This is a genomic window from Bacillus sp. EU52, from assembly GCF_037964975.1.
GTDB lineage: Bacteria > Bacillota > Bacilli > Bacillales > Bacillaceae > Bacillus > Bacillus subtilis.
This window is the reverse complement of record NZ_CP150177.1, coordinates 1,663,944-1,678,256: the sequence shown is the minus strand read 5'-3', so window position 1 is coordinate 1,678,256 and position 14,313 is coordinate 1,663,944. Positions and strand designations below refer to the sequence as shown.

Here is a 14,313-nt window from a genome sequence, read left to right as displayed (position 1 = left end):
CAGTATCCCTCCCTAAAAACATCATAAGTGAAGGTACCTCAGGCAATGAGGTACCTTCTATTATTTCTATTTTAACATGTTTTTTGATAAATCGTTATGGTGATTACTGCTTGCTGATAAACGCAGATAATTCGTCTACTGAAATCTCAGTTGACTCACCAGTTTGACGAATTTTCACTTCGACGATTCCTTCGTCAGCTCGTTTTCCGACAGTGATGCGGATTGGAAGGCCGATTAAATCTGAATCAGCGAATTTTACGCCGGCACGCTCAGCACGGTCATCATAGAGCACTTCATAGCCTTCCGCTTTTAAATCGGCATACAGCTTTTCAGCAAGCTCTCTTTGCCCATCGTTTTTCATGTTCAAAGCAAGAATATGAAGATCGTACGGCGCAACGCTTTTTGGCCATATTAAGCCTTTTTCGTCGTGATGCTGTTCAGCAATAGCAGAAAGCGTTCTTGACACACCGATTCCGTAACAGCCCATCAGCATTGGCTGCGCGCGTCCGTTTTCATCTAAATATGTCGCATTCATCGCTTCTGAATAGCGTGTTCCGAGCTTAAAGACTTGTCCGACTTCGATTCCCTCAGCAAAACGGATCGTTCCCTTGCCGTCTGGTGAAGGATCACCTTCTTTAATAAAACGAAGATCAGCAAATTCTTTAATTTGCGCGTCACGATTCACATTGACATTTTTATAATGATGATCTCCTTCATTTGCCCCGGCAACAGCATTAACCATTGCTTTCACAGCTTGATCGGCATATACTTCCACATCCTGATGAATACCGACAGGGCCTACAAAGCCTGGCTCTGTTCCGAGCTGCTGAATGACCTCTTCATGTGTAGCAAGCTCTACAACTTCTGCATGAAGCAAGTTTTTCACTTTAATATCGTTAACTTCATGATCCCCTCTTACAAGCACTAAGACAAAACGGTCATCAGCTTTAAACAATACTGACTTAATGCACGCTTCAGCCGAAACCTGTAAGAACGCAGTCAGTTCTTCGATTGTTTTCACGTTAGGCGTATGAACCTTCTCTAGAGCTTTAGGCTCTTCATCTGAAGGAACTTCCTGGTGAAGAACTTCAGCCATCTCGATATTAGCCGCGTACTGTGATTCATCAGAATACGCAATCGTATCCTCTCCGATCGCAGAAAGTGCCATAAATTCGTGCGTATCCTTTCCTCCCATTGCGCCTGAATCAGCGATAACAGGTCTTACATTAATGCCGCAGCGGGCAAAAATATTAGAATAGGCCTCGTACATTTTTTGATACGTTTCATCCAGGCTCTCTGCAGATGCATGGAAAGAGTACGCATCCTTCATAATAAATTCGCGGCCTCTTAACAAACCGAAGCGAGGACGTTTTTCATCTCTGAACTTAGACTGAATTTGATAAAGAGTCAGAGGGAGACGCTTATAAGATTTAACCTCATCGCGAACAAGCGAAGTGATAACCTCTTCATGCGTTGCCCCTAAAGCAAATTCACGGCCATGACGGTCTTTTAGTCTCATCAGTTCGGGACCATACGTATACCATCTGCCTGATTCCTGCCATGTCTCTGCCTGCTGCAATGCGGGCATGAGCATTTCTACGGCATCAATTTTCTCCATTTCCTCTCGAACAATCTGCTGAATGTTTTGAATCACCTTATACGCAAGAGGCATATAGCTGTATACCCCGCTCGTATTCTGTCTGATAAATCCTGCTCTCAGAAGAAGCTGATGACTTTTTGCTTCGGCATCAGCTGGAACTTCACGGAGCGTAGGAATAAGCGTCAAGCTTTGTCTCATTTCTTCGCACCTCTGATTGATTTACTTTTCGTTTACAAAAACAGCCGCTGGATATCGTTCCATGTGACAACCAGCATAAGAAGCATTAAGAAAGCTACGCCGATAAACACAACAAATGCTTCTTTTTCCCTGTTAATCGGTTTGCCCCGAATCGCTTCAATAAATAGAAACAACAGTCTTCCTCCGTCAAGTGCCGGAATCGGAAGCAGGTTGACAATCCCAAGGTTAATGCTTAAAAACGCCGCAAACTGAAATAAGTTCACTATCCCTGTTTTCGCCACTTGGTCTGTCATGTCATATATGCCGACAGGACCTGACAGCATATCGAGTTTAAATTGGCCTGTTACTAATTTGCTCAGATTGGTTAAAATGGCTTTGGTGACATCAACTGTTGATGTCGCGCCGTAAGCAACCGCTGAGAGTACGCCTTTTTCAGTCGGCGCATAGGAACCGAAACGTCCGATTGTTTTTTTGTTCTCATCTTTAACAGCTTCCGGAGTCACCGAAATATGAAGCGTTTTGTTATCTCTTTTTACTGCAACGTCCATTTCTTTCTCCGGGTTTTCTTTTACAGCGGAGACAATGTCAGTCCAAGACCTCATTTTCTCTCCGTTAATGCTTTGGATATAATCCCCTTCTTTTAGCCCTGCTTCAGCCGCCCGTCCATTGTCTGTCAGCTGCCCGAGCATAGGTTCATTTGACGGTACGCCTTGAATCAGCCCAAGCATCACTAAAATGACGTAAGCTAAAATAAAGTTCATAATCGGCCCTGCAGCAATTGCTTTAATCCGCTGCCATACAGGTTTGGAACCAAATTGGCGATTATACGGCGCAATCTGCACTTCTTCTCCGTCTACAATAAAAAAGGATGTTTCGCTGACAGTAAAGCTGGAAAGTTCGTCCTCTTTCCCCTGTTCATAACCGGTGATCTTCATGTCATGCTCTAGATCCGCTGTTTCCACTTCAATGACTAATGCATCCGGATATTTTTCCTTTTGATTGATGATGACTTTCTCAACTTGATCTTCCTTATTAAACAGAAGCCCGACCGTGTATCCGGGTTTCACCTCAATCATTTCCGGATCTTCGCCGGCCATACGAACAAATCCGCCGACCGGAAGCAGCCTGATCGTATAAACTGTTTCATTTTTTTTGAAAGAAAAAATCTTTGGACCGAAGCCGATCGCAAATTCACGGCAGAGAATTCCCGCTCTTTGGGCTAGCAATAAATGGCCCAGTTCATGGAAGAAAACGAGCGTTCCGAAAATAATGATAAACGCTATAACTGTATTCACGAACATACCACCTTATGTGAGTATTGAATTGACGTATCCCCGGGTATCTTTGTCCACTTCTTGAATGTCCGCCAGGCTCGGTTTTTTCAGTAATTGATGGCGGGTTAGTGCCTTTTCGATACAGCCTTCAATAGCCAAAAACGGTATCTTGCCAGCTAAAAAGGCAGCGACAGCTACTTCGTTTGCCGCATTTAGCACTGTCGGCATTGTTCCTCCTATTTTACCTGATTCAAAAGCAAATTGTAAGCATCGGAACCTGTCAAAATCAGCTTTCTCAAAATGAAGGCTGCCGATTTCCCATAATTCAAGCCTTTTCGCATCTGGTAATGGCAATCGGTCAGGATAAGTGAGCGCATATTGAATGGGGACTCTCATATCCGGAGTTCCGAGCTGTGCGATCACACTTTTATCATGGAACTCAACCATTGAATGGATGATGCTCTCCTTATGTAAAACCACATCAATTTGTTCATAAGGTATATCGAAAAGCCAGTGTGCCTCGATCACCTCTAATCCCTTATTCATCATTGTAGCCGAATCAATTGTAATTTTTGCACCCATTGACCAGTTTGGATGTTTTAATGCATCTTCAACTGTTACTGATTCGAGCTCCTCCCGCGTCTTGTCCCGAAAACTTCCGCCGGATGCCGTAATGATGAGGCGTTCAATGTTTTTAGCCTGTTCGCCTTGAAGAGCTTGAAAAATGGCTGAATGCTCACTGTCAACAGGCAGCAGCGGAACATCATATTTCTTAGCATGTTCTTTTACTATATGCCCTGCAGTGACAAGAGTTTCCTTATTTGCAAGCGCAATTGTTTTTTTCTGTTCAATTGCCTTTAATGTCGGGATAAGACCGACGCTTCCAAGCAAAGCGTTGACAACAATGTCAACCTCCTCCATCACTACTGCTTCTATCAGTCCTTCTTCTCCCAGCCCGATTTGGCATTCAAAAGAAAAAGACATTTGTTTTAATTTATGATATGTATCCAGATCACCGACAGAGACAAACTTCGGCTGAAAGACCTCAATCATTGGAACGGCCTTATCAATATTTCTGCCAAACGACATAGATACCAGCTGAAATTGGTCTTGATGTGCACGCAGTACATCAAGAGTCTGTTCGCCGATTGATCCTGTTGCTCCTAAAAGACAAATATTTTTCAAAGTTGCCACTACTCCTATTCTTATTGCTGCATGATCAGTCTCATATTCATATTAGACTTTTTTATGAAAAAAGGGCAAGCAGAAAGTACAAGAAAGGCATGACAAACAAGAAACTGTCAAAACGGTCTAATATACCGCCATGCCCGGGAAGAATATTCCCAGAATCCTTTACATCGTAATGTCTTTTCAAGGCGGATTCCACTAAATCTCCCAGTTGTCCAAAAACAGACAAAAACAGCGTGATCAACAGCAGATAGATATACGGGATCGGAAGTTGTGCAACAAGCTGAAAAATCGTCGCCAATACAAGTGCGATGACAATTCCGCCTGCAAACCCTTCCACTGTTTTATTCGGACTGATTTCAGGCCACAGTTTCCGCTTCCCAAGCGATTTACCGACAAAATAGGCACCGGAATCGGTGGACCAAATGACAACACACGCATAAAAAATGTATGTTAATCCGTATTGGTCAAGATTTCTGATTTCGATAAAATAATGAAAACACATTCCGATGTAAATTGCTGCAAGCGTAATAAACCCGACTTCATCAAAAGTAAAGGTGTTCTTGACCAACACTGTGTAAGTCAGCAATAGCAGTACCGCAAATAAAGCTATTTCCATTTTGGAAATCCCGTCCGCTTCAAAAAACGAATACTGGCTTGGCAATAAGAACATCCACAATAATAAAAGACCGATCAAACCAGGCAGTGAAACCAGCTTCAGCTTTTTCATCCGTAAAAGTTCAAAAAGCGCCACACTGCTCATAGCATAAATTAATATGGTGAACGGCAATTTCCCGACAATAACCAAAAATAAAAATACAATTGCTGCCAGAACACCTGTCAAAATTCTTTGTTTCATGTCCACCATCCTCTAAATTCCGCCAAACCTCCGGCCTCTCTGCTGAAACTCTCCTAACGCCTGCAAGAAGTGATCTTCTTTAAAGTCAGGCCACAAGACGTCAGTAAAGACAAATTCACTGTAGGCAACCTGCCATAGCATAAAATTACTCAGCCTTATCTCGCCGCTCGTTCGAATTAAAAGTTCAGGATCCTGCAAAGATTCAGTCATCAAATAAGTAGAAAAAAGCGATTCATCAATGTCTTCAATATTCAAAGAGCCTTCCTTCACTTTTTCCGCGAGTGATTTTGCAGCACTGACAATTTCAGTACGGCCTCCATAGTTAAGAGCAAAATTAAGGATCATTCCGTCGTTTTGCGCCGTGTCCTGTACAGCTTTTTCAATCGCACGTAATGTGTGCGCCGGCAAAGCCGTTTCATCCCCAATGATCCGAACCTGTACATTTTCCTCAACAAGCTCTGGAAGATACGTATTCAAAAATTCTTCCGGAAGCTTCATTAAAAAATCGACCTCCATTTTCGGTCTTTTCCAGTTTTCTGTTGAAAATGCATACAATGTCAGTACTTTGACACCTAATTCGTTTGCGAGCTTCGTGGTCCTTTTTACCACCTTCATCCCTTCATGGTGGCCTGCAATTCTGGGAAGAGAGCGTTTTTTAGCCCAACGGCCATTTCCATCCATGATAATGGCGATGTGTTCGGGAATTTCTCCCTTAAGTATGTCTTCTTTTGTATAACGTTCTAAGTTGGAAGCCGCAGTTTGCTGATTCTTCCAATTTTTGAGTATGTTGAGCATGAGATTCCTCCGTCACCCAAAAAGGTTACATTCCCTGCTGATAATCAATGTAATCAACAGTATTAACAAAAAAACCCCCTGTAAACATGAGAGGGTCTTTTCACTATTATCTATTGTACATAGTTTTTCATTAAACTTCCATGATTTCTTTTTCTTTGTCTTTTGTGACACTGTCAATTTTTGACACATATTCATCTGTCAGTTTTTGAACGTCTTCAGTGGAAGCACGCAGTTCATCCTCAGTAATGTCTCCGTTTTTCTCAAGTTTTTTGAGATCATCGTTAGCATCACGGCGAACGTTACGAACAGCTACTTTTGCTTCTTCAGCATATTTTTTTACAACTTTCACTAATTCTTTCCGTCTCTCTTCTGTTAGTGCCGGAATTGCAATTCGAATCATATTGCCGTCACTTGTTGGTGTAAGACCTAAATCAGCTTTTAAAATCGCTTTTTCGATATCGCCGATTGCTGTTTTATCGTATGGTGTGATAACGAGCATACGAGCTTCAGGCACGTTAATAGAAGACAACTGATTTAAAGGTGTCTGCGCTCCGTAATATTCAACCGTTACTTTATCTAATAATGATGGATTTGCACGGCCTGCGCGTACAGTAGCCAATTCGCGCTGATAAGCAGCAATTGCTTTTTCCATTTTTTCTTTTGTTTGAGTTAATACTTCTTTTGACACGTTATTTCCCCCTCACGATCGTTCCGATTGATTCACCGATAACGGCACGTTTGATATTTCCTTCTTCCATAATAGAAAAGACGATAAGCGGAATGTCATTGTCCATGCATAAAGAGGAAGCTGTTGAATCCATGACTTCCAGGCCGTCTTTAAGAACGTCAAGATAAGAAAGTGATTCATACTTAACAGCTGATTCATCTTTTCTAGGATCAGCATTATACACACCGTCAACGTTATTTTTAGCCATTAAAATAACGTCTGCCTCAATTTCAGCAGCCCGCAGTGCAGCTGTCGTATCAGTTGAGAAATATGGGTTTCCTGTGCCCGCAGCGAAAATAACGACACGTTTTTTCTCTAAGTGGCGTATCGCTTTTCTTCTTATGTACGGTTCAGCAACTTGTCTCATTTCAATGGATGTTTGCACTCTGGACTGGATTCCGAGTGTTTCCAAGCTGTCTTGAAGAGCAAGCGAATTCATTACTGTCGCCAGCATTCCCATATAGTCAGCAGTCGCGCGGTCCATGCCCAGGTCACTTCCTGTTTTTCCGCGCCATAAGTTGCCGCCGCCTACAACAACAGCCACTTCGACTTCAAGCTCAGCGATTTCCTTCACTTGCTTTGCAATGGATTGAATGACAGTCGGGTTAATTCCATTTCCCTGTTCTCCTGCCAATGCTTCCCCGCTAAGCTTTAATACGATACGTTTGTATTTTGGTTTTTCCATGATAACCTCCAAGTGTAAACATTGCCGTTTTCTATTATGCAAGAGAAAAAAAGGTTTGTAAATATAGTTTTAAAAATAGGGAACACAAAATGTGTCCCCTATACTGCCTGAAAAGACGCGACTTAGCCGCGAAATCTTTTCACCATTATTTTTTCACTTGGTTCATTACTTCTTCAGCAAAGTTTTCTTGACGTTTTTCGATGCCTTCTCCAACTTCATAGCGGACAAAAGTTTGAACAGTAGCGTTTTTCGCTGCAATAACTTGTTTCACTTTTTCATCTGGGTTTTTAACGAACGCTTGGTCTAATAGACAAATTTCTTCGAAGAATTTGTTCAGACGGCCTTCAACCATTTTCGCTACGATGTTTTCAGGTTTGCCTTCTTGGAGGGCTTGCTGAGTTAAGATTTGACGCTCATGATTTGTTTCTTCTTCAGATACTTGATCACGAGAAATGTAACGAGGGTTAACTGCAGCAACGTGCATTGCGATATCTTTCGCAGTTTCTTCATCAGTTGTACCGTTGAGAACAGTTAATACACCGATGCGGCCGCCCATGTGAAGGTACGCACCGAATGCAGAGCTGTCGTCTTTTGTAAGAACTGTAAAGCGGCGAAGAGTGATTTTCTCACCGATTTTAGCAACTGCGCTTGTGATGTACTCTTCAACAGTTGAGCCATTTTCCATTTTTTGGCCCATTGCTTCTTCAACATCAGCTGGCGTGTTTGCAAGAAGGTGGTCAGCTAAAGTGTTAAGAAGCTCTTTAAAACCTTCGTTTTTCGCAACGAAATCAGTTTCAGAGTTTACTTCTAGGATAACGCCTTTGTTGCCGTCAGTTTTAATAAGAGTAGAACCTTCTGCTGCGATACGGTCAGCTTTTTTCGCTGCTTTTGCAATTCCTTTTTCTCTTAAAAGGTCAATTGCTTTGTCCATATCTCCGTCAGTTTCAGTTAACGCTTTTTTACAATCCATCATGCCCGCGCCAGTTTTTTCACGCAGTTCTTTTACTTGCTGTGCAGTAATTGCCATTTGTATTCCTCCTTATATGTTTAAACAAGAGTATGTATATTACACATTTTTCTTGAAAAAAGGTGATAAAAGGCAGTCCCTCTTATCACCTTTTGAATAGGTTACGCAGTTGTTGTTTCTGTTTCTGGTGCAGTTTCTTCAGCAACTTCCGCTTCTTCTTCGCCTTGCTTCGCTTCTAAGATTGCATCTGCCATTTTAGAAGTTAGAAGTTTAACAGCACGGATAGCGTCATCGTTCGCTGGGATAACAACATCGATTTCATCTGGATCACAGTTAGTATCTACGATACCGATGATAGGGATGTTTAATTTGCGAGCTTCCGCAACAGCGATGCGCTCTTTGCGAGGATCGATGATGAATAATGCATCAGGAAGATCCTTCATATCTTTAATTCCGCCTAGGAATTTTTCAAGACGCTCTAATTCTTTTTTCAATTGAACGACTTCTTTTTTAGGAAGTACATCAAACGTACCGTTTTCTTGCATTTTTTCAATGTCTTTAAGACGTTTAATACGTTTTTGGATTGTTTCAAAGTTTGTTAATGTACCGCCCAACCAGCGTTGGTTGACATAGTACATGCCAGAGCGTTGAGCTTCTTCTTTAACAGAATCTTGAGCTTGTTTTTTTGTTCCGACGAAAAGGATTTTTCCGCCTTCAGCAGCAAGATTTTTAGTGAAGTTGTAAGCTTCCTCTACTTTTTTGACTGTTTTTTGAAGGTCAATGATGTAGATTCCGTTACGCTCCGTGAAAATGTAACGCTTCATTTTGGGGTTCCAACGGCGTGTTTGGTGACCGAAGTGAACACCAGCTTCAAGCAATTGCTTCATAGAAATGACTGACATGTTATTTCCTCCTAATATAATGGTTTTTTTCCTCCGCTTAGGTCATTTTTGTGCAGAACTGCCGCCTGCAGCACCCTCTGCATAAATCGTTAAGCGTGTGTATTTAACACCAAGACATAATATAACACAGCTTTATCCGACAATCAAGAATCCTTTACACCTTTGGAGCGAAATTTTAAAAATAGCTCGATTTCTGTCTTTCCGCTCTTCATTTTCTGGGCAATTTGACTTGCCGAATATCCCTGTTCATATAATTCTATGACCTGGTCTTCAAATGATTGGACCTCACTGTTTACGATCTCTTCCCGACGGTCAACCTCTGTAATCAGACCTTCAATATGTTCAGGAAGATTCTCTGCCTCTTGAACTGGATCCCGCTCTTGATATGTTTCAGAGTGCTGAAGGCCTGGCTTTTGGGATTCTTCATCTGATTGACTTGCAGATGAAGCTTTATTTTCTATCAGTTTCTCATTTTCTTCTTTTAATTCAAGCAGAAATGCCGCCAAGGTGTTTTCCGTCTCTTCAAGTATCTGTTTTTGCTGTTTTTCTGTTTCTTTCACTGCAGCGAGCCTCGTATACAGGATAATGACAGCGTACAGAAGAACGCCGTGGAGCGTAAAGCTTAAAAGCCATAATAGTGTTGACATGTTTTTCACTCGCTAACCATGAAATTCATTATTGTATCACTTTTTCCAGCAGATTCTTTAATTTAAATAATGCCTTTGAATGGATCTGAGATATGCGGGACGTAGAAAGATTTAATACTTGTCCGATTTCTGTCAGTGTCAACTCCTCTTTGTAGAACAAACTCACAACCAGCTGTTCTTTTTCAGAGAGTTCGTGAATTTTTTCCGCAAGCTGTGCAATCAGTTCATCCTTCATAATCTTTTCTTCAGGCGGAACATTTTTGTCATCTCTGATCATGACTTGAATGTTTTCCCCATCATCTTGATCATGGAGCTTTTCATCAATTGACAGCAGATTTGCAAAAAAACCTTCATTCATTGTTGACACGACATCCTGTACCGTCATTCCGAGTTCCTCTGCAATTTCCGCGGGCGATACATTCCGAAGATACCGCTGTTCAAGCTTTTCAATTGCTGCTTCAACCTTTTTTGTTTTTTCGCGCGAGGTTCTGGGCAGCCAATCTTCTTTACGAAGCCCGTCTATGATTGCGCCGCGAATTCTAAACGAGGCGTAGGTATCAAATTTTAAGTCCCGGCTGGGGTCAAATTTTTCAAGGGCATCATATAAACCAAGCATACCAAGGCTCATAAGATCGTCTTTATGCACTGATTTCGGCAGTCCGACAGAAATTCTGCCTACATGATATGTGACAAGCGGCATGTAACGGCGCATTAAGTCGTCACCGGCTTTAGGATCTTTCCACTCTTTCCAGCGCGTCCAAAGCACCTGATCTTCATAATTCAAGGATTGCATTGTTATCCCCCTAATACCTTAATTAAATCGTTTTTTCACCTTGTTTAACAGTTCGAATATGCAGCATGCAGGACTTCGGTTCAAATTCTATCGTCCGGCCGCTTGAGCCGCCCGTATCTTCACTAATAATAGGAATATTAAATAAAGACAGCTGTTCTTTTATCGCTAATACATTTCTCGGTCCGATCTTCATCAAATCATTTGTCGATTTAAATTTAAACATCTCTGATCCGCCGGCCAGCTTTGCTTTTAATGCAAATTTCCGGCATCCCGCTTCTATCAGCATATCAATCGTGGTCTGTACGGCGGTGTCAGCGTACTTAGCCCGGTTGAGCTCGGCAGTTTTCGATAACGTCGAATCCGGAAGCATGACATGAACAAGACCCGCCGTTTGCTTTTCTTTATCATAAAGCACCAGCCCCACACATGAGCCCAAACCAGAGGTCCGGATGGTATCCGGGAAGCGGGCGATCTTCACGTCAGCAATCCCAACCTTTATAACAACAGCCTCAGTTGTACTCATAATGATGCACCTAAGGCGACAAAGAGCTTTTCAAATGAATCATAGTCCGGCAGCATAAACATATGCGCTTTCAGCTCCTGCTGATGGCTTTGGTCAAAAATTGACGTGTCGACAACAATGGCGTGTTCTCCAACCTGACTGAGCTCCATCAGCCCTTCGCTGATCACTGCTCCGAACATGTCCAAAGAGACTTCAGGAACACTTGGATAGAGCTGGAGTTTCGTCAAATCCGCCAAAGCTGTTAAATATGACCCCGCTAAAATATTGCCCAGTTCATGCAAAGCGGATGAGCTCATGTGGTCTTCACCTAAGTCCTCTATGTCAAAATCGGGGTTTCCAATCAGCTCTCTGATAAACTGCTCCGCCTGAAAAAAAGGCATTATAAAGAACATTGAACCCGTTAAATCGCCTTCCATTCTTAAAAAGATGCTGGCAACCGGGACATCGGCGCCGCCGAAAAAATCAACAAGCTCATCAAAAGACAGCAGCTTTGCAAATGGGACTTCCATATCTATCTTTCTATTTAACAGCTGGGCCATTGCAGAGGCGGAGTGGCCGGCGCCTATATTGCCGACTTCCCGCAAAATGTCCATCTGCTCTTCTTTGATTCCATTAAAAATACTCATGTCATAACCCCTTTAAGATTAAGCTTGATCGGGCACAGCGGACTGAGATGATTCTTTATCCAAAACCGCGTTCGCATCAATAATATTTAAGAGTCTGTTCTCTTGTTTCACAATCTGTTCGATCGACACATCCGTATCTTTCTGAACGCCTTCTGGAGCAGATTCTATTTCACTTTCGTGTACGGTAATCACATCATTCGCTTCATCCACAATCCAGCCGACTTCAATATCACGATAAGCAATAATGATAATTCGTGTTTCATCTGTAATTTCATACTCTGGCAAATTCAGGCGTTTTCTTAAATCAATAACCGGAGTCACCACCCCGCGTAAATTGATTACCCCGCAAATATATGGTTCGACGCCAGGTACCCTCGTTGGCTTTTGCCATTTTTCAATTGATTTCACCTGAGTGACGGAAATGGCATATTCTTTGCCATTTACCATAAAGACTATCATTTTTTCGCCTGTTTTAATTTCTGCAGTCATGTGAGACACCTCCTCGAATGGTTAAATAATCAGTGCATTACAATCAATAATGAGCGCTACTTCTCCGTCTCCTAAAATAGTAGCTCCGGAAATTGCAAAGACGTTTGTTAAATAATCTCCGAGTGATTTCAGCACAACTTCCTGCTGGCCAATAAAGGAGTCCACCACAAATGCAGTAGGTTTGTCGCCTTTTTTCACGACAATGATATGGAGCTGTTCCGCATCTTTTCTTGTATCTTCTATTTTAAACTCTTCTTTTAAATAAACGACAGGGACAATATGCCCTCTAAAGTCAATCACTTCACGGTCATGCGTTTGCAAAATGTCTTTTCTGTCAATAACTGCTGTCTCAATGATTGAAGAAATCGGAATGGCAAATGTCTCTTCTTCCAACTTAATCAGCAGAACTGAAATAATAGACAAGGTAAGCGGCAGCTGGATGCTGAATAGAGAGCCTTGACCCTCGGCTGATTTCACACTGACTGAACCGCCAAGAGACTCCAGTTTGTTTTTTACAACGTCAAGTCCTACACCGCGGCCGGAAATATCAGAAATTTGGTCAGCAGTTGAGAACCCCGGAGCAAAAATCAATTCGTAAATTTGGTTGTCTTCTAAGGTTTCAGCTTCTTTTTCCGTTATGACCCCGCGCTCAAGCGCTTTTTCCAGAATTTTTTTTCGATTAAGGCCTGCGCCGTCATCCTCTACTTCGATAAAGACATGGTTGCCGCTGTGATAAGCTTTAAGCACAACTTTTCCTGATTCCGGTTTTCCCTTTTGCAAACGTGTTTCCGGCGCCTCGATACCATGGTCAATACTGTTTCTGATCAAGTGAACGAGTGGATCTCCGATTTCATCAATTACTGTACGATCCAGTTCAGTTTCCGCACCGATGATCGAGAGTTCAATTTTTTTATTCAGCTCTTTCTGAAGCTGGCGAATCATTCTCGGGAATCTGTTAAAAACAGTTTCAACCGGGACCATTCTCATATTCAGAATAATCGATTGCAAATCTCCGGAAATTCTCGTCATTCGTTCAACCGTTTCAGTCAGTTCATTATGCTCAAGCTCTTTCGCAATCTGCTCGAGACGCCCGCGGTCAATGACAAGCTCTTCAAATAAGTTCATTAAAGAATCAAGCCTGTCAATGTTGACACGAATTGTTTTAGATCCGCCGGCTGAATGCTTCGCCTGTTCATCGTTTTTAGCAGGCTGTTTTTGTTTCTCCTGCTTCGCAGGTACAGCTGCTGCTGGTGAATCTTCTTGCTTAGATTCTTCAGGCTTTTCAGCTGATGTTAAAGGAGCCCCTTGAATGACTTCAACATGCTCAATTTCCGACACGCCATTGATTAATTGTTCAATGTCTTCCGCTGATTGATGTGTTAAGAAACAAACTTGAAAGTCAGTTCCAAAATCTTCTGTTTCAAGCACTTCAGCACTTGGAATTGTTTTGGCTACTTCTCCGACTTCATTTAGTTTTTCAAACACCATATAGACACGAACTGCTTTTAACATACAGTTTTCGTTCAGAGAAATCTTGATTTCATATCGTTTGAAGCCTTGCTCCTCCGCTTCTTGTATAACTGTACGTTCAAATTCATCATATTCCCAATCAGATGCTGAACTCTGGGCTTCTGCAGGTTCCGCGGAGGCAGCGGATTCAGCGTGCGCACCATTCACATCAAGCTTGGCACTCACTTCTGAGATATCTCTTTTACCATCCCCGCCATCAATAATAGACTGAACCATTGCTTCCAGGTGATCCAGAGCTTCAAACAAAATATCCAGCCAGTCTGAGGTGACTGCCATGTCTCCGTTTCGGATTGCATCCAGCACGTTTTCAAGCAGATGGGTAAGATGTGCTAAATCCGTGTAGCCCATCGTTGCGCTCATTCCTTTTAATGTATGGGCAGCCCTGAATATATCATGTACGAGCTGAAGATCAGTCGGGTCTTTCTCTAAAAGAAGAAGCTTTTCATTACATGTTTGTAAATGTTCTTTACTCTCATCAATAAAGACATCTAAATACTGATTCATATCCAT

15 protein-coding genes are annotated in these 14,313 nt (G+C 42.2%); all 15 read right to left on the bottom strand.

Features of this window, described 5'->3' with window-relative positions; translation table 11 throughout:
• Nucleotides 1–103: 103 nt before the first annotated feature.
• Nucleotides 104–1,798, bottom strand: a complete 1,695-nt coding sequence (gene proS / locus NSU05_RS08760; protein ID WP_003231918.1) for a proline--tRNA ligase — start codon at nt 1,796–1,798, stop codon at nt 104–106.
• Nucleotides 1,799–1,830: 32 nt separating this feature from the next.
• The gene (gene rseP / locus NSU05_RS08755; protein WP_010886508.1) at nt 1,831–3,099 is read right to left on the bottom strand and encodes an RIP metalloprotease RseP; all 1,269 of its coding nucleotides are present in this window, start codon (nt 3,097–3,099) and stop codon (nt 1,831–1,833) included.
• 6 nt (nt 3,100–3,105) lie between these two features.
• Entirely contained in the window at nt 3,106–4,257 is a 1,152-nt protein-coding gene (gene dxr / locus NSU05_RS08750) for a 1-deoxy-D-xylulose-5-phosphate reductoisomerase (RefSeq protein ID WP_038428965.1), read from the bottom strand.
• 61 nt (nt 4,258–4,318) lie between these two features.
• Nucleotides 4,319–5,128, bottom strand: a complete 810-nt coding sequence (gene cdsA / locus NSU05_RS08745; RefSeq protein WP_015252087.1) for a phosphatidate cytidylyltransferase — start codon at nt 5,126–5,128, stop codon at nt 4,319–4,321.
• Nucleotides 5,129–5,131: 3 nt separating this feature from the next.
• Nucleotides 5,132–5,914, bottom strand: coding sequence for an isoprenyl transferase (locus tag NSU05_RS08740; protein WP_003231925.1), 783 nt, complete (start codon nt 5,912–5,914; stop codon nt 5,132–5,134).
• A gap of 130 nt (nt 5,915–6,044) precedes the next feature.
• Entirely contained in the window at nt 6,045–6,602 is a 558-nt protein-coding gene (frr, locus tag NSU05_RS08735; protein WP_003231927.1) for a ribosome recycling factor, read from the bottom strand.
• Nucleotide 6,603: 1 nt separating this feature from the next.
• Entirely contained in the window at nt 6,604–7,326 is a 723-nt protein-coding gene (gene pyrH / locus NSU05_RS08730) for a UMP kinase (RefSeq protein WP_003220923.1), read from the bottom strand.
• A 145-nt stretch (nt 7,327–7,471) separates the two neighbouring features.
• Nucleotides 7,472–8,353: a translation elongation factor Ts gene (tsf, locus tag NSU05_RS08725; protein ID WP_003231929.1), complete on the bottom strand. Its 882-nt coding sequence runs from the start codon at nt 8,351–8,353 to the stop codon at nt 7,472–7,474.
• 101 nt (nt 8,354–8,454) lie between these two features.
• Nucleotides 8,455–9,195 (bottom strand): 30S ribosomal protein S2, encoded by a 741-nt coding sequence (gene rpsB, locus NSU05_RS08720; protein WP_003220918.1) that lies wholly within the window; start codon nt 9,193–9,195, stop codon nt 8,455–8,457.
• Nucleotides 9,196–9,338: 143 nt separating this feature from the next.
• The gene (gene swrB, locus NSU05_RS08715; RefSeq protein ID WP_015252089.1) at nt 9,339–9,842 is read right to left on the bottom strand and encodes a swarming motility protein SwrB; all 504 of its coding nucleotides are present in this window, start codon (nt 9,840–9,842) and stop codon (nt 9,339–9,341) included.
• Nucleotides 9,843–9,870: 28 nt separating this feature from the next.
• Complete coding sequence (sigD, locus tag NSU05_RS08710) at nt 9,871–10,635, bottom strand: RNA polymerase sigma-28 factor SigD (RefSeq protein ID WP_003220911.1); 765 nt, start codon at nt 10,633–10,635, stop codon at nt 9,871–9,873.
• Nucleotides 10,636–10,657: 22 nt separating this feature from the next.
• Nucleotides 10,658–11,158: a chemoreceptor glutamine deamidase CheD gene (cheD, locus tag NSU05_RS08705; RefSeq protein ID WP_003244852.1), complete on the bottom strand. Its 501-nt coding sequence runs from the start codon at nt 11,156–11,158 to the stop codon at nt 10,658–10,660.
• Complete coding sequence (gene cheC / locus NSU05_RS08700; protein ID WP_003231935.1) at nt 11,155–11,784, bottom strand: CheY-P phosphatase CheC; 630 nt, start codon at nt 11,782–11,784, stop codon at nt 11,155–11,157. Before cheC ends, cheD begins: the two co-directional genes overlap by 4 nt.
• Nucleotides 11,785–11,802: 18 nt before the next feature.
• Nucleotides 11,803–12,273: a chemotaxis protein CheW gene (gene cheW, locus NSU05_RS08695; RefSeq protein ID WP_003231938.1), complete on the bottom strand. Its 471-nt coding sequence runs from the start codon at nt 12,271–12,273 to the stop codon at nt 11,803–11,805.
• Between the two features lie 21 nt (nt 12,274–12,294).
• Nucleotides 12,295–14,313, bottom strand: coding sequence for a chemotaxis protein CheA (cheA, locus tag NSU05_RS08690; RefSeq protein WP_015483230.1), 2,019 nt, complete (start codon nt 14,311–14,313; stop codon nt 12,295–12,297).

Bases quoted from the DNA above. Each gene is read 5' to 3' on its own strand.
- cheC (WP_003231935.1), bottom strand. From the start codon at position 11,784: ATGAGTATTTTTAATGGAATCAAAGAAGAGCAGATGGACATTTTGCGG.
- rseP (WP_010886508.1), bottom strand. From the start codon at position 3,099: ATGTTCGTGAATACAGTTATAGCGTTTATCATTATTTTCGGAACGCTC.
- cheA (WP_015483230.1), bottom strand. From the start codon at position 14,313: ATGGATATGAATCAGTATTTAGATGTCTTTATTGATGAGAGTAAAGAA.
- cheD (WP_003244852.1), bottom strand. From the start codon at position 11,158: ATGAGTACAACTGAGGCTGTTGTTATAAAGGTTGGGATTGCTGACGTG.
- cheW (WP_003231938.1), bottom strand. From the start codon at position 12,273: ATGACTGCAGAAATTAAAACAGGCGAAAAAATGATAGTCTTTATGGTA.
- rpsB (WP_003220918.1), bottom strand. From the start codon at position 9,195: ATGTCAGTCATTTCTATGAAGCAATTGCTTGAAGCTGGTGTTCACTTC.
- cdsA (WP_015252087.1), bottom strand. From the start codon at position 5,128: ATGGTGGACATGAAACAAAGAATTTTGACAGGTGTTCTGGCAGCAATT.
- sigD (WP_003220911.1), bottom strand. From the start codon at position 10,635: ATGCAATCCTTGAATTATGAAGATCAGGTGCTTTGGACGCGCTGGAAA.
- NSU05_RS08740 (WP_003231925.1), bottom strand. From the start codon at position 5,914: ATGCTCAACATACTCAAAAATTGGAAGAATCAGCAAACTGCGGCTTCC.
- pyrH (WP_003220923.1), bottom strand. From the start codon at position 7,326: ATGGAAAAACCAAAATACAAACGTATCGTATTAAAGCTTAGCGGGGAA.
- proS (WP_003231918.1), bottom strand. From the start codon at position 1,798: ATGAGACAAAGCTTGACGCTTATTCCTACGCTCCGTGAAGTTCCAGCT.
- swrB (WP_015252089.1), bottom strand. From the start codon at position 9,842: ATGTCAACACTATTATGGCTTTTAAGCTTTACGCTCCACGGCGTTCTT.
- tsf (WP_003231929.1), bottom strand. From the start codon at position 8,353: ATGGCAATTACTGCACAGCAAGTAAAAGAACTGCGTGAAAAAACTGGC.